General features: G+C 65.1%; 13 protein-coding genes and 2 pseudogenes. 8 read left to right on the forward strand and 7 right to left on the reverse strand.

The window, feature by feature from the left end; translation table 11 throughout:
- Positions 1-25: 25 nt before the first annotated feature.
- Together AC1D0P_RS07820 and katG are read right to left on the reverse strand one after the other, a co-directional pair.
- Positions 26-217, reverse strand: a pseudogene (locus AC1D0P_RS07820) (carboxymuconolactone decarboxylase family protein); the annotation flags it as partial.
- 158 nt (positions 218-375) lie between these two features.
- Positions 376-2,586, reverse strand: a complete 2,211-nt coding sequence (gene katG, locus AC1D0P_RS07825; RefSeq protein WP_477676211.1) for a catalase/peroxidase HPI — start codon at positions 2,584-2,586, stop codon at positions 376-378.
- Positions 2,587-2,843: 257 nt separating this feature from the next.
- Between katG and AC1D0P_RS07830 the strand changes: the two genes are divergently transcribed.
- Together AC1D0P_RS07830 and AC1D0P_RS07835 are read left to right on the forward strand one after the other, a co-directional pair.
- Positions 2,844-3,467, forward strand: a complete 624-nt coding sequence (locus AC1D0P_RS07830; protein ID WP_477676212.1) for a peroxidase-related enzyme — start codon at positions 2,844-2,846, stop codon at positions 3,465-3,467.
- A 7-nt stretch (positions 3,468-3,474) separates the two neighbouring features.
- Positions 3,475-4,179: pseudogene (locus AC1D0P_RS07835) on the forward strand (metal-dependent hydrolase); the annotation flags it as partial.
- On the opposite strand, the gene AC1D0P_RS07840 reads toward AC1D0P_RS07835, so the two are convergent.
- The 4 genes from AC1D0P_RS07840 to AC1D0P_RS07855 are packed head-to-tail and all read right to left on the reverse strand — an operon-like array spanning position 4,135 to position 7,009.
- Positions 4,135-4,605, reverse strand: coding sequence for an acyl-CoA thioesterase (locus AC1D0P_RS07840; RefSeq protein ID WP_477676246.1), 471 nt, complete (start codon positions 4,603-4,605; stop codon positions 4,135-4,137). The pseudogene AC1D0P_RS07835 and the gene AC1D0P_RS07840 sit on opposite strands and share 45 nt — an antisense overlap.
- 14 nt (positions 4,606-4,619) lie before the next feature.
- Entirely contained in the window at positions 4,620-5,522 is a 903-nt protein-coding gene (locus AC1D0P_RS07845; RefSeq protein ID WP_477676213.1) for a DMT family transporter, read from the reverse strand.
- 10 nt (positions 5,523-5,532) lie between these two features.
- The gene (locus tag AC1D0P_RS07850; protein ID WP_477676214.1) at positions 5,533-6,183 is read right to left on the reverse strand and encodes a LysE family translocator; all 651 of its coding nucleotides are present in this window, start codon (positions 6,181-6,183) and stop codon (positions 5,533-5,535) included.
- Between the two features lie 43 nt (positions 6,184-6,226).
- Complete coding sequence (locus AC1D0P_RS07855; protein ID WP_477676215.1) at positions 6,227-7,009, reverse strand: SDR family oxidoreductase; 783 nt, start codon at positions 7,007-7,009, stop codon at positions 6,227-6,229.
- 125 nt (positions 7,010-7,134) lie between these two features.
- On the opposite strand from AC1D0P_RS07855, the gene AC1D0P_RS07860 reads away from it, so the two are divergent.
- A complete protein-coding gene (locus AC1D0P_RS07860; protein WP_477676216.1) occupies positions 7,135-8,820 on the forward strand; it encodes an electron transfer flavoprotein-ubiquinone oxidoreductase in 1,686 nt (561 codons plus the stop codon).
- 67 nt (positions 8,821-8,887) lie between these two features.
- Here the strand turns inward: AC1D0P_RS07860 and AC1D0P_RS07865 are convergent, their stop codons facing one another.
- On the reverse strand, positions 8,888-9,499 hold the full coding sequence (locus AC1D0P_RS07865) for a TetR/AcrR family transcriptional regulator (RefSeq protein WP_477676217.1): 612 nt from the start codon (positions 9,497-9,499) through the stop codon (positions 8,888-8,890).
- A 232-nt stretch (positions 9,500-9,731) separates the two neighbouring features.
- On the opposite strand from AC1D0P_RS07865, the gene AC1D0P_RS07870 reads away from it, so the two are divergent.
- From AC1D0P_RS07870 to AC1D0P_RS07890, 5 genes are all read left to right on the forward strand, one after another.
- Positions 9,732-10,763 (forward strand): saccharopine dehydrogenase family protein, encoded by a 1,032-nt coding sequence (locus AC1D0P_RS07870; protein ID WP_477676218.1) that lies wholly within the window; start codon positions 9,732-9,734, stop codon positions 10,761-10,763.
- Positions 10,764-11,237: 474 nt separating this feature from the next.
- Positions 11,238-12,353, forward strand: coding sequence for a UDP-glucose 4-epimerase GalE (gene galE / locus AC1D0P_RS07875; RefSeq protein WP_477676219.1), 1,116 nt, complete (start codon positions 11,238-11,240; stop codon positions 12,351-12,353).
- A 145-nt stretch (positions 12,354-12,498) separates the two neighbouring features.
- Positions 12,499-12,837: a hypothetical protein gene (locus tag AC1D0P_RS07880; RefSeq protein WP_477676220.1), complete on the forward strand. Its 339-nt coding sequence runs from the start codon at positions 12,499-12,501 to the stop codon at positions 12,835-12,837.
- The gene (locus tag AC1D0P_RS07885) at positions 12,834-14,360 is read left to right on the forward strand and encodes a lipopolysaccharide biosynthesis protein (RefSeq protein WP_477676221.1); all 1,527 of its coding nucleotides are present in this window, start codon (positions 12,834-12,836) and stop codon (positions 14,358-14,360) included. Before AC1D0P_RS07880 ends, AC1D0P_RS07885 begins: the two co-directional genes overlap by 4 nt.
- A 10-nt stretch (positions 14,361-14,370) precedes the next feature.
- On the forward strand, positions 14,371-15,855 hold the full coding sequence (locus AC1D0P_RS07890) for an O-antigen ligase family protein (protein ID WP_477676222.1): 1,485 nt from the start codon (positions 14,371-14,373) through the stop codon (positions 15,853-15,855).

Raw genomic sequence — 15,855 nt, forward strand, 5'->3', positions numbered from 1 at the left:
CACATGGCCCTTGAGTTCATGCTGCCACATGGCCCTTGAGTTCATGCTGCTTGCCCAGGGCGGTCAGCATGGCCACAGTGACCAGGCTGCGCGTCTTCAGGTCCAGCCCAGGCCGCTGCCACACGTCGCCCCAGGCGTTGCGCGTGATGTAGTGCTGGATGGGCAGGGAAAAGTCGGTCGCCTTGCCGAAGGYATTGGCCACGAAGTCTTCACCCATCACCTGCTTGCGGGTGGCCAGGCCCTTGTCGAAGTCGCTGGAAGATGTCGAGGTCACGTGAGCTCCTTGGAAAAAATTCTCAAAGCCCAAGCGTAGTGGAAAACAAAAAAGCCCGCCCAGGCTTTCACCGGGGCGGGCAGGGATCAACTTCGTTCGGGTCAAGCCAGGTCGTAACGGTCCAGGTTCATGACCTTGGTCCAGGCGGCCACAAAGTCGCGCACGAACACCTGTTGCGAATCGCTGGACCCATAGACTTCCGCGATGGCGCGCAACTGGGAGTTCGAGCCGAAGACGAGGTCGGTCACCGTCGCCGTCCACTTGAGCTTGCCCGTGGTCCGGTCGCGCCCCTCGAGCACGCCTTCGGATTCGGCGGACTTTTGCCACTTCGTGCGCATGTCGAGCAGGTTCACGAAGAAGTCGTTGCTCAATGTCCCGGGCCGTTTGGTGAATACACCATGTTGGGCCTGCCCAGCGTTGGCATTCAAGGCGCGCATGCCGCCGACCAGCACCGTCATCTCGGGGGCGGTCAGCGTCATCAGGTTGGCGCGGTCGACCAGCTGCTCGGCGGCACGCTTCTCCTGCCCCTTGCGGCCGTAGTTGCGAAAGCCGTCCGCGGTCGGCTCCAGCACGGCGAACGAYGCCGCATCGGTCTGTTCCTGCGAAGCGTCGGTGCGCCCGGGCGAAAAAGGCACTTTCACGTCGTGGCCGGCCTTCTTGGCGGCCGCCTCGATGGCCGCGCAGCCGCCGAGAACAATCAGGTCGGCCAGCGACACCTTCTTGCCGCCGGACTGCGCGCCATTAAAACCGGCCTGGATGGACTCCAGCACTTTCAGGACTTTCGCCAGCTCGGCCGGCTGGTTGGCGTCCCAGTCTTTTTGGGGCGCGAGGCGGATGCGCGCCCCGTTCGCACCGCCGCGCTTGTCGCTGCCGCGGAAGGGCGCGGCGGACGCCCAGGCCGTCGTGACGAGTTGGGAGACGGACAGTCCGGAGGCAAGGACCATGGCCTTGAGGGCCGCGATGTCCTGCTCATTGACCAGCGGGTGGTCGACTGCGGGAAGCGGGTCCTGCCAGATCAATTCTTCCTTCGGCACCAGCGGGCCCAGGTAGCGCGCGGCCGGGCCCATGTCGCGGTGCGTCAGCTTGTACCAGGCACGGGCGAAGGCATCCGCGAACTCCTGCGGGTTGGCCATGAAACGCCGCGAGATCTTCTCRTAGGCCGGGTCCATGCGCATGGCCATGTCGGCCGTGGTCATCATCGGGGCATGGCGCAGCGCGGGGTCATGGGCATCCGGCACGGTGGTCGCGGCGGCCGGGTCCTTGGGTTTCCACTGGTGCGCACCGGCGGGGCTCTTCGTCAATTCCCACTCGTAGCCGAACAGGTTCTCGAAATAGCCGTTGTCCCACTTGGTGGGGTTCTTGGTCCAGGCTCCTTCGATACCGCTGGTGATGGTGTGGACACCGTGGCCGGCGCCGAACTTGTTGATCCAGCCAAAGCCCTGGTCCTCGATGCTGCCGCCCTCGGGCTCGGGGCCGACATGCTCGCCGGGATTGGCCGCGCCATGGGATTTGCCGAAGGTGTGSCCGCCGGCGRTCAGCGCCACGGTCTCTTCRTCGTTCATKGCCATGCGGGCGAAGGTCTCGCGGATGTCGCGTGCCGAGCCCAGCGGATCCGGCTTGCCGTTCGGGCCTTCGGGGTTCACGTAAATCAGGCCCATCTGGACCGCGCCCAGGGGGTTTTCGAGTTCGCGATCGCCGGTGTAACGCTTGTCGCCCATCCACTCGGACTCAGGTCCCCAGTAAATCTCTTCCGGCTCCCAGACGTCGGGACGTCCGCCGGCAAAACCGAAGGTCTTCAATCCCATCGATTCCATGGCCACGGTGCCGGCCAGGACCATCAGGTCGGCCCAGGAGATTTTCCGGCCGTACTTCTGCTTGATCGGCCACAACAGGCGSCGCGCCTTGTCGAGRTTTMCRTTATCSGGCCAGCTRTTCAGCGGCGCGAASCGCTGCGTGCCGGAACCCGCGCCGCCGCGGCCRTCGGCGATGCGGTAAGTGCCCGCGCTGTGCCAGGCCATGCGGATGAAAAACGGGCCGTARTGRCCGWAGTCSGCSGGCCACCAGTCCTGCGAATCCGTCATCAACGCATGGAGGTCCTTGACGACGGCATGCAGGTCCAGGGTCTTGAACTCCTCGGCATAGTTGAACGCCAGGCCCATGGGATCGGACAGCGGGGAGTTCTGGTGAAGGATCTTGAGGTTGAGCTGCTCGGGCCACCAGGCGGCATTGGTTGCGACGCCAGCCAGTGCGTGTTTGCGGGCGCCGCCCGAGAATGGGCAAGAGGCTTCGCTTTGCGTGTTGTGATCGGCCATGATGGGTTACCTTCTATTGAGTAAGTGGCGCCGTGTAAGGGCTTGGAGGACTTGGAGGGCTTGGGCTTGCCAGGCGGTTGGCCTGTGAAGCACAGTCTAGGTTTCGCAACAAAATAATCAAAGGCAATTAAAAATATTTATCTCATAGCTTTTATTAATGACATCCCCGCTGCCCTGCTTCCGCGCCGCCGAACCCGCCCTCTTGCCTTACGCTTGAAGCCGAGCCACTTATTCATAAAGCCCTTGAAGGAGACCTGATGACCAGCCCCAAAACTTCCGGCGCGGCGCCCCGCTATCCTGCGCCCGAACTGAAAGACCTGCCGCAAGACATCCAGGCCAAAATCCTGGAAGTACAGGAAAAAGCCGGCTTTCTGCCCAATGTCTTCCTGGCACTGGCGCGCCGACCCGCCGAATGGCGCGCCTTCTTTGCGTACCACGATGCGTTGATGCTCAAGGAAGAAGGCTCCAACCCCAGCGGCACGCTGACCAAGGGCGACCGCGAAATGATCGTCACCACCACCAGCGCGGCCAACAACTGCTTGTACTGCGTGGTGGCGCACGGCGCCATCCTGCGGATTTATGAAAAGAAGCCGCTGGTCGCGGACCAGGTGGCGGTCAACTACCGCAAGGCCGACATCACGCCGCGCCAGCGCGCCATGCTGGACTTCGCCATGAAGGTCTGCCTGCAGGCCGACCGGATTGAAGGCGCCGACTTCGAGGCGCTGTACGGCCACGGCTTTGACGACGAGGACGCCTGGGACATCGCGGCGATCACGGCTTTCTTCGGCCTCTCGAACCGCATGGCCAGCTTCAGCGACATGCAACCCAACCCCGAGTTTTACTTGATGGGCCGCGTGCCCAAACCGCCCAAGCCGGCCTGAGGATTTCATGACTTCGACCGCCACCGCTCCCCCCATCGCCCCGGCCGCGCCCAATCCCGCAGCGGCCAACCCCTCCGGCCTGACCGTGCGCAAGCTCGAGGTCGACCTGGGCCAGGGCTTTGACCGCCACTGGTATGGCGGCGACGCCTTCCTGAGCCAGTACCACAATGCCTTGTCGATGAGCTTTCCGGTCGGCGAGCAATCCTTTATCGACTCCGTGCGCGACTGCGCGAAGCTGCTGCCGCAGACGCCCGAGCATGCCTTGCTGCACGAAGCCGCGGCGCAGTTCATAGGCCAGGAGGCCACGCACCGCCACATCCACGCGCTCTACAACGCGCACCTGGAAACGCAGGGCCTGGTCAACCGCTGGCAGCACTGGGCCACGGCGCGCATCGACTTCGCGAAGAAAAGAGGCATCGCGCCGCGCCACTTCCTGGCGGTGACGGCCGCCTACGAGCACCTCACCGCCGTGCTGGCCGACTACCTGCTGCGCCACAACGACACGCTGGACAGCGCCGACCCGAGAATGCAAACCCTCTGGCGCTGGCACGCGGCCGAGGAAACCGAGCACCGTGCCGTCGCCTATGACCTTTACCAGGCCGTGCAGGGCAACTACGCCTGGCGCATACGCTGGTACATCTACGCGGTGCTGCTGTTCACCTTCGACTCAGGACGGCAGACGGTGCTCAACCTGTGGCACGACGGCACCCTGTTCAAGCCCGGGACCTGGTGGAGCGCACTCAAATTCTTCTGGGGCCGCAAGGGGGCGATGTGGTACACCCCAGATGGTGGTGGCGCCGCCCGCGGCGCAGATCACGCCCGGTGCATCGCTGCGCTCCATCGTCGCCCAGCTTTCAAAAGTGCTGCGGCCCGGGTCGCTGACATACATCTTCATCAGCACGTCGCCCGGGTATTCGAGCTGCTTGTAGAAGTTGCAGAAAGCGTTGACGATGACCGGGCCCTCGCCCAACGGATCGGGTTTGCAGCCGATGCCGTACATCCAGTCTATGCGTATGGTTTCCAGGTAACGGAAGTAGCTGCCGTTGTTGAGGTGGCCCATGGCATCCATGTCGCCCCAGCGGATCGGGATGACCATCTCATGGACCAGCTTTTTCTTCTCGGGGATTTCAATCTTCATGATGGCCATCGCACCTAGCGGTGCGCCCGTATGGAGGCAAGAATGCCCAGCGTGAACAACACGCAGGCGGTGAGCTGTACCAGGGTCGGCCAGCGGCCGTCCCAGGCAAAGGAATACAGCAGCGCAAAAATTGTTTCGCTGACGATGAGCTGGCCGCACAGGCTGGCGCTGAGCCGCTGGCTGGCCATGTTCCAGAGGATGGTGGCCAGCCAGGTCGAACCCGCGCCCGCGACCACGCACAGCAGCACAAACATCCATCGGTCTTCACGCCCGGCCAGCACGCCGGCATCCGAGCCCGCCACGCCCCACATCAGCAGCGCGCCCAGGCCGGTGGCCACGCCCAGCCAGTTGGCCCAGTCGGTGGCATTGACTTCAGGATGGCGCTTGAGCCAGGCGGAATTAAGGATGGCGAAAGCCGTCCAGCACACCAGGGAGGCCGTCACGAACAGCATGCCGCGCCAGAAATGCGTGGCCGTGCCCTGGCCGGCTTCGTGTGTGGACCCCATCATGAGCGCCAGCCCGGCCAGCGTGAGCGCCAGCCCCGGCAGCAGCGCGGCCCAGCGCAGGCTCCGCGGCTTGCCCAGCAGCATCACCCAGATAGGGATGGTGCCGATGACGAGCGAAGGCACTTCAGTGCCCGCGTCGCGTATGGCCAGTACCAGCAGCAGGTAGTAGCCGCTGAAGCCGAGGATGCTCATGAACAGCGCGGCCCAGGCCTGGCGCAGCGTGGGCAGGCGGCGGCTGCGCAGGCCCGCCAGCATCACCAGCACGGCCAGCACGCCGTAGACGGCAAAGCGCCCGGCCGTGAGGTCGATCGAAGAATAGCCGCCCACGCCCATTTCGAGCATGCGCGGTGCCACAAACACCAGGCCCCACAGCGCACCCGCCGCGAGCCCGGCCAGAATGCCCGTCAGCATCTATCAGGCATCAGGCGGTGTGCGCGGTCGCGACCAGGCGCAACCCGAGCAAGCCCATGGCGCCGGCGGCTGTGCGGTCCACCACGGCCTTGCTGCGCAGATAGGCGGCGCGCGGCACGGACGAAGACAGCACCACCGCCACCACGGCATACCAGCCGGTTTCCATCACGAGCACGCCGGCCAGCACCAGCAAGGCAGCCGGGAGGGGAAACCGCGCGGGCAGCAGCGCCGCGAACACGCTGCTGTAGACCACCACGATCTTGGGATTGCTGAGCTGCGTCACCAGCCCCTGGCGAAACGATTGCAGCACCGTGCGGCGCGAGGCGCCCTTTTCGTCGCCGCCCATCTCGAGCGGCTGGTGCGCGCCGCGCCAGATCTGGACGGCGATCCACATCAGGTACAGGCCGCCGACAACCTTGAGCGCCATGTAGACGCCAGGCAAAGCCGCCAGCAGCGCCTGCAACCCGGCCAGTGCCAGCATGGCAAACACCAGCGCGCCCAGTCCCATGCCCAGCGCGGCGGCCAGCCCGTCGGCGCGCGAACGCGAAACCGCGATGCGCGCGACCTGCACAAAGCTGGGGCCGGGGCTGACCACGCCCGCGAGCAAGGCCAGGAAGATCAGGCCTATCGGGCCGAGGTAAGGCACTACGGAATCCATCATGTTGTTCTCTCTCTCTCCGAATTGATTGACGTTGTGAATCGGTTCAAACGCCAAAGCCGTCATCCGCCGCTATCACCGCGCCGTTGACGAAATGGCTCTCACCGCTGGCCAGCATCACCAGCAGCGCGTCCAGGTCCTGCGGCTTGCCGATGCGCTTGCGCGGCAGCATCTGCACCAGCTTCTTGCCCTGCTCGGTCTCCCAGTGGTGGTGGTTGATCTCGGTGTCAATATAGCCGGGGCAGATCGCGTTGACGTTGATGCCGAACTTGCCCCACTCCAGCGCCATGGCTTTGGTCATCTGCACCACGGCCGCCTTGCTCATGCAGTACACGCCGATCTGCGGCAGCACACGCAGCCCGGCCATGGAGGCTATGTTGATGATGCGGCCGCCGGCATAGTTGCCGGGCCCGGCGCCGCGCGAACGGGCCAGCATGCGCTTGCCGACTTCCTGCGCCACGAAGAAGGCGCCTTTCACATTGGTGTTGAAGACGAAGTCGTAGTCTTCCTCATCCACGTCCTGGATGCGCTGCGTGTTGCTCACGCCCGAATTGTTGACCAGGATGTCGATGGGGCCGACTTCGGTTTCAGCATGGGCCACGCCGGCCTTGATGCTGGCGTGGTCGGTCACGTCAAGCTCCACCACGTGCGCGTCGCCGCCGGCCGCCTCGATCTGCGCGCGCAGGTCCTTGAGTTTGTCCAGCCTGCGGCTGGCCAGCACCACGGCTGCACCGGCGGCGCTCAGTGTTTTGGCGAACTGGGCGCCCAGCCCGCCCGAGGCGCCGGTCACGAGGGCGACACGCCCCGACAGATCAATGCTGTAAGCCATTAGAGGCTCCTCTCTCAATTTAAACCGTACAAAAGAGAACGACCGTTCGCATCGCTGCATTCGCGACATAAAATCCAACGCGAGACCGACAATCCTTCCTGAAAATCATTATCAGCGAGTCCCCGATGAATACCCAAGAAATTCTGGCCCAGTTCGGCCCCCGTGAGGCGATGGAATACGACGTGGTCGTGGTGGGCGGCGGCCCCGGCGGCCTGGCCACCGCGATTCGGCTCAAGCAGCTCGCGGCCGAAAAAGGCAAGGACGTTTCCGTCGTGGTGCTCGAAAAGGGATCGGAGCCCGGCGCCCACATCCTCTCGGGCGCGGTGATGGACCCGAAAGCACTGACCGAACTGCTGCCCGACTGGAAGGCTCAGGGCGCGCCGCTGAACCAGCCCGTCACCGCCGACGAGGTGCTCTTCCTCAGCGAAAAAAGCGCGATCAAGACACCGGCCTTTTTTGTGCCGGACTGCTTTCACAACGAAGGCAACTACGTCATCAGCCTCGGCAATGTGGTGCGCTGGCTGGCGCAGCAGGCCGAGGCGCTGGACGTTGAAATCTTCCCGGGCTTCGCGGCGGCCGAAGTGCTCTACAACGACGATGGTTCCGTCAAGGGCGTGGCCACCGGCAACCTCGGCATCGGCAAGGACGGCCAGCCCACCGACAACTTCCAGCTCGGCATGGAACTGCACGGCAAATACACCGTGTTCGCCGAAGGCGCGCGCGGCCACCTGGGCCGCCAGCTGATCAGCCGCTTCAAGCTCGACGCAGGCCGCGACCCGCAGGGCTACGCGCTCGGCGTCAAAGAGCTCTGGGAAATCGACCCGGCCAAACACAAACCGGGCCTGGTCATCCACACCGCCGGCTGGCCCATGGACAGCCAGACCTACGGCGGCGGCTTCATGTACCACCTCGAGGACAACAAGGTCACGCTGGGCATGGTCACCGGCCTGGATTACAGCAACCCCTACCCGAGCCCGTTTGAAGAAATGCAGCGCTGGAAGACCCACCCCAGCATCAAGCAGTATCTTGAAGGCGGCAAGCGCATCAGCTACGGCGCGCGCGCCATCACCGCGGGCGGCGCACTGAGCCTGCCCAAAACCGTGTTCCCGGGCGGCGCGCTGATCGGCTGCGAAGCCGGCTACCTCAACGCGGCGCGCATCAAGGGCAGCCACGCGGCCATCAAGTCCGGCATGCTGGCCGCCGAAGCCGCCTATGACGCCGTCACCGCCGGCCGCCAGCACGACGAGCTGGCCGCGTACCCCGAGGCCTATGCCAAAAGCTGGCTCGCGGCGGAATTGAACCAGTCGCGCAATTTCAAGTCCTGGTTCAAGAAGGGCCTCTACGTCGGCGCCTTCATGACCGGCATCGAGCATTGGCTGCTGCCCAAGCTGGGCTTCAAGAGCCCGCCCTGGACCATCCACAACAGCATTCCCGACTACGCCAAACTCAAGCCGGCCGCCGAGTGCACGCCCATCGTGTACCCCAAGCCCGACAACAAGATCACATTCGATCGCCTGAGCTCGGTCTTTGTCTCGAACACCAACCACGAAGAACACCAGCCCGCGCACCTGACGCTCAAGGACGCGAGCGTGCCTGTCAGCATCAACCTGGCCAAATACGCCGGCCCTGAAAGCCGCTATTGCCCGGCCGGCGTCTACGAGTTCGTGAAGAACCCCGACAACTCCGACCGCCTGCAGATCAACGCGCAGAACTGCGTGCACTGCAAGACCTGCGACATTAAGGACCCGACACAGAACATCGTCTGGGTCACGCCCGAAGGCGGTGGCGGGCCGAATTACGCCGGCATGTAAACACCGAAGCGCCTCCATCAAAAAAGCCCTTCTCGTCTTGAGAAGGGCTTTTTCTTTTGTCCTGGTATCAGCGGCGCGGCGCGGCAGCCATCAAGGCCTGTCCCGCCGTCACGAGTGAGTTCGCAGGCCCCTTCTTGCCGAGCAGCGGGCCGTTCATATATGCGCCGTCGATCAGCAGCACAAGCTGGCCGGCCAGATCGTCGGGCTTGCGAACCCCCATCCTCTTTGCCATCACGGCCAGGCGGCGCAGCAACTCCATCTTGTTGCGCATGGAAACCGCGCGGGCGGGATGGCTTGGTTCCGGGAACTCGGTCGCTACATTGAGGAAGGGGCAGCCGCGGTACCTGGGCGCGGCGATGTGCTCGGCGATCCAGCGCAGGTGCGCCTGCAGTTCCGCCTCGGCATCGTCCGGCTCCCGCGCCGCGACGCTTTCCCAGTCCTCCCAATATTCGGCGTCCTCGCGCTCGAGGAATGCCACCACAAGATCATCCTTGGTCGCGAAGTGCCGGTACAAGCTGGTCTTGGCGACGCCTGAGCGTTCCACTACCAGGTCGACGCCGACCGCCCTGACGCCCTCCCGGTAGAACAGCGTCGCCGCCGTCTCCAACACCCGGTCGCGCACGCTCAGAACACCCTGTTCGTCACTCACTCTATTGGCTACCGAAAGACTTTTTTTCACGATATTTCCTTTAAGAGCCGTTCACAAAACCCAGCGAAGCGGTCCTGGCTAGGCGCGTCGCCGCAGACAGTGCACCAGCACGGCAAGGCGACGCAACAACGCCAGGAGGGATTTTTGGACGGCTCCGCTTGACACGCTACAGATCTGTACTTTACATTATCCAAAACGCTACAGATCTGTATCGTTTTGACAAAAACAGCTCAACAAATAACTTCAACAAGGGGAATTCGTGATGACATCCAACAAGACAGTGACCGTCTACGGCGCCTATGGGCATACCGGGCAATTCGTGGTCAAGGAGTTGCGCCGCAGAGGCTGGACGCCCATCCTCTCGGGGCGCGATGCCGGCAAGCTGCAAGCGTTCGGCACGGAATACCCCGGTCTGGCACTGCGGCCCGCATCGGTCGACGACCCCATCTCGCTGGACCGTGCGCTGGCGGGCGCCGCGGCGGTCATCAACTGCGCCGGCCCGTTTGCCAGCACCTCCGCACCGCTGATCGAAGCCGCCATGCGCGCGCGGATTCCCTACCTGGATGTCGCGGCCGAAATAGAAGCCAACATCGACACCTTCAATCTCTTCGCGGATCGCGCACGTGAAGCCGGCATCGTTGTGGTGCACGCCATGGCCTTTTTCGGCGGACTCGGCGACTTGCTGGCAACCGCGGCCATGGGCGACTGGACTTCGGCGGACGAAATTTCCATCGCCTACGGGCTTGACAGCTGGCGGCCAACGCCGGGGACCCTGATCGCCGGCCAAGTATCCAAGCAGCGCCGGGACGGCCGCCGGGTCGTTTTCGCGGACGGAAAAATCGGCTACACCACGGAAGCAGCACCGGCCGCTGAATGGACCTTTGCCGCGCCGCTGGGAAAGCAACCAGTCATCGCGGAATTCACCATGGCGGACACGGTGACGATCTCACGCCACCTCAAGGTTCCCGAGATCCGTTCCTACATGACGGCCACGGCCGTCAAGGACCTGACCGACCCGAACCCGCAGGCGCCCGTGGCCGGTGACGACAGCGGGCTGTCGACGCAAACCTTTGTGGTGGAAGTGCTCGCGCGCCGCGGCGGCGAGGAACGCCGCGCCACCGCCCGCGGGCGGGACATCTACGGCTTCACCGCTCCCCTCGTGGTCGAGGCCATGGCACGCGTCCTCGGCGGCCAGGTCAAAACCACCGGCGTCCTGACCGCGGGTGAAGCATTCGATGCGGGGGACTTCCTGGCATCGCTGAGCCCCACGCATCTTTCTCTCGAGATGCGATAGCGATAGGTCTGACAGGCATTCTTCCGGCTCTCTGCCAAAGCAGGAGAACCCGGAAGTATCCGGAAGAACCCGCGCGATTTTCCAAAGGCCGCATCCTGCATGCGGCCTTTGCCTTTCAGTCGCGTGCACGCCACAGATACGCGGCACAAGCCTGGAAACCTTTGTGACTTTCTGTCGGCGCGGCAAAACGCGCCCTGCAGCGAGCGCACGGCAAACGCCCCCGTCCGCAGGCGGTTTCGGCGCGCCATTCACAAGTGCTTACCGAACGATTCGACACGCTTTAAGGCCTGTGTCCGGGCATCCGACGCAGGCTTGCGGCTTACGCTGACACGCCTTCCCTCATCGCCACAAAGACACTGGAGCTATCCCAGGTACGGGATGTGGCCGCGCCAATTCACCGGCGGCCAGGCCGTATGTGTCAGCGTTTTTTGGCGCATCTACCCGCTGCCCGTCAGCTTCATATCTATTGATCCAATGACAAAAAACATTCCCAGCGTGCTGCTGACCGGCGGCGCAGGTTATATCGGAAGCCATACTTTTGTGGCCCTGGTGGAGGCCGGCTTGCAGCCGGTCATCCTCGACGACTTTTCGAACAGCCACCCGGCCGTGCTGGAGCGGCTGGCGCAATTGACGGGCCGCAGCGTTCCCTGCGAACAAGGCAACGTGCTGGACACCGCCTTTGTGGCCGAGGTGCTGCGGCGCCACCGCTGTGTCGCCGCCGTGCACTTCGCCGGCTTCAAGGCCGTCGGCGAAAGCGTGCAGCAGCCCCTGATGTACTACCGCAACAACGTGAGCGGCCTGCTCAGCCTGCTGGAGGCCATGGCCACCACCGCCGCTTGCCGCTCCGTGGTGTTTTCCTCGAGCGCCACCGTCTACGGAGACCCGGCCAGCGTGCCGATTGATGAAGGTTTCCCCTGCGCGCCCGAGAGCCCCTATGCCGAGAGCAAGCTCATGTGCGAAAACATCCTGGCTTCGCTGCGCGTGTCGGATCCGTCATGGCGCACCGGCGTGCTGCGCTACTTCAACCCGGTGGGCGCACACCCCAGCGGCCTGATCGGCGAAGRTCCGAACGGCATCCCCAACAACCTGATGCCTTTCGTGACTCAGGTGGCCGTGGGCAAGCGGGCTCGCCTGCAGGTCTTCGGCAGCGACTACCCGACGCCCGACGGCACCGGCGTGCGCGACTACCTGCACGTGTCCGACCTGGCCGCCGGCCATGTGGCCGCCGTGCAGGCGCTGCTGGCCAAGGGCGAGAGCTTCACAGTGAACCTGGGAACCGGTGAAGGCACCAGCGTGCTGGGCGTGGTGCGCGCCTTCGAGCGCGCCAGCGGCCAGCCCATCCCGTTTGAATTCGCTCCGCGGCGCGCGGGCGACGTGGCGCAGTATTTTGCCGACGTATCGTTGGCCGGCAGCCTGCTGGGCTGGCGCGCCATGCGCAACATCGACGACATGTGCCGCGATTCCTGGCACTGGCAGCAACGCAACCCCGACGGCTACCGGACCTTGCCCTCCGGCAGCCCCGCCACGCACGCCCCGGCGCCCGTGCGCAATAGCCCGAACGGACCCATCCGCCCAGCGGTCAGCGTGTGATTCGCCACGGCGCAAAACAGGTGCCCCATGCGCACAAAACACATCTGCTTTCACCAGCACAAAACAGGCCATGAGCCGTTCGGACTATTGCCGATTGCTGCACTGCACAAGACACTCATCTCCTGCTTTGACCGAGGAGAAATTCATGCTTAAAGCCCTCATTTCCGCCATTCTGGCCACCTGGATGGCGTCAGCATCGGCCTACTCCGATTCTTCCGACCAGCCGCCACCGCAGGCGCTCGCCGCCAAGGCAAGCGCCGCCAAAAACACGCCCATGAAGTTGCAGGCCGACGCCGATACGGTCAAGGTCCGCGCCGTCTACAGCCCGGACATACGCCCACGCCCCAACCCGCCACAGGCCTTCGCGGCCGATGACGAACCGGAGGCCGGCGAGTCCGGCTGGCGCTCCTACGGCATGCTGCTGGCCACCCTGGTGCTGATGGGCGTGATCGCCGTGCGGCGCTACAAGGAGGGAAGGCATTGAGCGTAAGCGGACTCGGCCGGCCCGGCGTCGCAGCGGTCAAATGGAGCGCAGCGTCCACGGTTGCCCGCTTCGCGCTTCAGCTGATGGCCCAGGTCGTCCTGGCCCGCACGCTGGGCCCGGACATCTTCGGTGTGTTCGCCATCGGTATGGTGGTGCTGACCTTTGCCACCTTTGTGTCCGGCTTCGGTTTCAGCTGGAGCCTGCTGCAGCGCGAAAAACTCAGCGACGAGGACGTGCGCTTTGCCTGGACCTGGCAGCTCATCGTGGGCCTGGCGACAACGCTGGCCGTTTACCTCCTGGCGCCCTTGCTGGCCGCCTATTTCCGCGAGCCGCGCGCGCTGGCCGTCATTGAATGGCTGTCGCTGGCCTGTCTGCTGGGCGCCGCCGCGCAGCCGGCCACCTACCTGCTGCAGCGCGACCTCAACTTCCGCGCCGTAGGCCTGGTACAGGTGGGCAGCTACGCGGCGGGTTATATCGCGGTGGGCCTGCCGATGGCACTGACGGGCCAGGGCGAGGCCTCGCTGGTGGCGGCCTGGCTGGTCCAAGTGGCGGTGCAGCTGGCGGCCAGCTATGCGCTCAAGCCGCACGCGGTACGCCCGCTGTTCTGGTATGCCGATGCGCGCTCGGCCGTGGGCACCGGGCACACGGTGTTCTTCACCAACATCGTCAACTGGGTGCTCAACAACCTGGACCGCGTGCTGATAGGGCGCCTGCTCAATGCGCAGGCGCTGGGCCTCTACAACGTCGCCTACAACCTGGCGACCATGCCCAACACCTTGCTGCTGGGCGCGCTGCAGCCGGCTTTCCTGGCGGCCGGCGCGCGCCTGCAAAACGATTTGCCGCGGCTGGGCCGCGCCTACCTGCAGATGCTGGCCACCATCATGGTGCTGGGCCTGCCGGCTTTTGTGACCCTGGCGTTTATTTCGCGCGACATCGTGCGTGTGCTCTACGGGCCGGCCTGGAGCGACGCGGCCTGGGTGCTGGGCGCGCTGTTCCTGTGCATGCCGGCCTATGTCATCTGGGGCCTGTCGACGCCGGTGCTGTGGAACACCGGCCGCAAACGTTATGAGTTCATCCTGCAGCTGCCGCTGGTCGTCACCGGCGCGCTGGGCTTTTACCTGCTGGCCGGCCAGGGCATCCATGTCGCCGCGGCCGTGGCGGGCGGGCTGCTGGTGCTGCGCGCGGCCGTCATCACCACTGCGGCCTTCCGCGCGCTGGACCTGCGCGCAAGCGCCTTGCTGCCGCACGCCTGGCGCGGCCTGCTGCTGAGCGCGCTCTGTGCCGGCGGCGCGCTGGCTGGGCAGCACGCCGTGGCGACATTCAACATGCCGCTGATTTCGCTGGCCGCCGGCGCGCTCGCGGCCGGTGTACTGCCGGCGCTGTTGCTGCTGCTGCGGCCGCAAGTGCTGGGCCCGGACGCCTCCGACATGGTCATCCGTTTCCTGCCCGGCGCGGCGAAGTTCCTGCGCCGACCCACGGCCGCTTCCGCCCTGCCCGCGTCCCTGGGCGAACAGCATCCTTAAGGCGGCTCACATGGACCAGCCCATCGTCATTACAGTCCTCGTCGCCGGCGCCATCCTGGCGGCGCTCACCGCGGCGCTGGGCATGGCGGGCGCGGTCCATGTGACCTCGCGCCGGGCGCAAGGTTATATGCACTTCATCTTCTACGCCATCCTGCTGATGGTGGCCATGGCCAACTTTCTTTCGGGCCGCGACCTGTCCAGCAGCAACATGAAGTTCGACGAAGTGGCGGTGGTGGTGCGCCACCCGCTGGTGTCGCTGATGCAACCAATGGCCTCGCTGCTGCTGCTCACACTCGCCGGCGAACGCGTGATCACGCACTGGATACGCCGTGGCAAGGCCGCTCAGGCGCCCTCCGCTTTACCGGTGGCCTTTCTCCTTTTCTGGCTGGGCACCGTGGCCGCGCCGGCACTGCTGGGGGCGCACCCGCATCTGTCGCACGACTATGTGTACCCGCTGGTGATAGGCTTCGCGGCCGTGCTGGCAACGGCCACCGAACGCGACCTGGCCTTTAGCGCGGCACGCAACGCCCTGCTGCTCTTCATCGCCGCCGGGCTGCTGCTGGTTCCTTTCAAGCCCAGCCTGGTGCTGGACGCCTCTTACACCCAGGGCCTGCTGCCGGGTGTGCCGCGCCTGGCGGGCCTGGCGCCCCATGCCGTGTCCTTGGGCATGCTGGCGCAACTCGGCCTGCTGTGCCTGCTTGCGCGCCCCTTGCAGCGTGTGTGGCTCAACCGCCTGGCCTGGGCCATGGGCCTGTTCGTGCTGTTCCTCGCGCAATCCAAGACCGCGTGGATTTCCTTCACGCTATGCTCCGCCTGTATCCTCATCGTTCGCCAGGGCCCCAGCTTCATGCGCCGTGTGGGCGACCCGGTGAGGCCGGAGTTCGGCATCGTCTCGCTGCTGGCTTTCATGGCCGCCGTCGTCGGCCTTGCCGCCCTGCTGATGTTCGGCGACATCGATGCGCGCCTGAGCAGCTTTTTCGACAGCGCCCAGGGCGCGCAGCTGGCGTCCATGACGGGGCGCGACCAGATCTGGGCCATCGCCTATGACGAATGGCAGCGCAACCCGGTGTTCGGTTACGGGCCGACCTTGTGGGACGCGACCTTTCGCGAAGCCATAGGTATGCCCAATGCGACCCATGCGCACAACCAGTTCATGGACACGCTGTCGCGCTCGGGCACGGTGGGCGCGGTGGCGCTGGTGCTGTATGCGCTGGTGCTGCTGGTGCTGTCCATCCGCTACGCCCGCGCCAGCGGCGGCCTCACGCTGGCGCTGTTCGTGGCGCTGGTGCTGCGCGCCATCAGCGAGGTGCCGCTGCTGCTCTTCGGCTACGGCCCTGAACTGATCGCCCACGTGCTGCTGCTGATGACGCTGGCCGCCGCCGTGCGCGAAGCCCGCGAGCGCAAACGCCAGCCGGCGCCGCGCGCCGCATCGGCTTTTTCCCGAGACCCCAGAGCCCCCCAAGCTCCGCTGGCCGCCGCGCGGCTGCACCGATGA

It is taken from the genome of Polaromonas sp. P1_G2, from assembly GCF_056405515.1.

Bases quoted from the DNA above. Each gene is read 5' to 3' on its own strand.
- AC1D0P_RS07830 (WP_477676212.1), top strand. From the start codon at position 2,844: ATGACCAGCCCCAAAACTTCCGGCGCGGCGCCCCGCTATCCTGCGCCC.
- AC1D0P_RS07840 (WP_477676246.1), bottom strand. From the start codon at position 4,605: ATGAAGATTGAAATCCCCGAGAAGAAAAAGCTGGTCCATGAGATGGTC.
- AC1D0P_RS07845 (WP_477676213.1), bottom strand. From the start codon at position 5,522: ATGCTGACGGGCATTCTGGCCGGGCTCGCGGCGGGTGCGCTGTGGGGC.
- AC1D0P_RS07850 (WP_477676214.1), bottom strand. From the start codon at position 6,183: ATGATGGATTCCGTAGTGCCTTACCTCGGCCCGATAGGCCTGATCTTC.
- AC1D0P_RS07855 (WP_477676215.1), bottom strand. From the start codon at position 7,009: ATGGCTTACAGCATTGATCTGTCGGGGCGTGTCGCCCTCGTGACCGGC.
- AC1D0P_RS07860 (WP_477676216.1), top strand. From the start codon at position 7,135: ATGAATACCCAAGAAATTCTGGCCCAGTTCGGCCCCCGTGAGGCGATG.
- AC1D0P_RS07870 (WP_477676218.1), top strand. From the start codon at position 9,732: ATGACATCCAACAAGACAGTGACCGTCTACGGCGCCTATGGGCATACC.
- AC1D0P_RS07880 (WP_477676220.1), top strand. From the start codon at position 12,499: ATGCTTAAAGCCCTCATTTCCGCCATTCTGGCCACCTGGATGGCGTCA.
- AC1D0P_RS07890 (WP_477676222.1), top strand. From the start codon at position 14,371: ATGGACCAGCCCATCGTCATTACAGTCCTCGTCGCCGGCGCCATCCTG.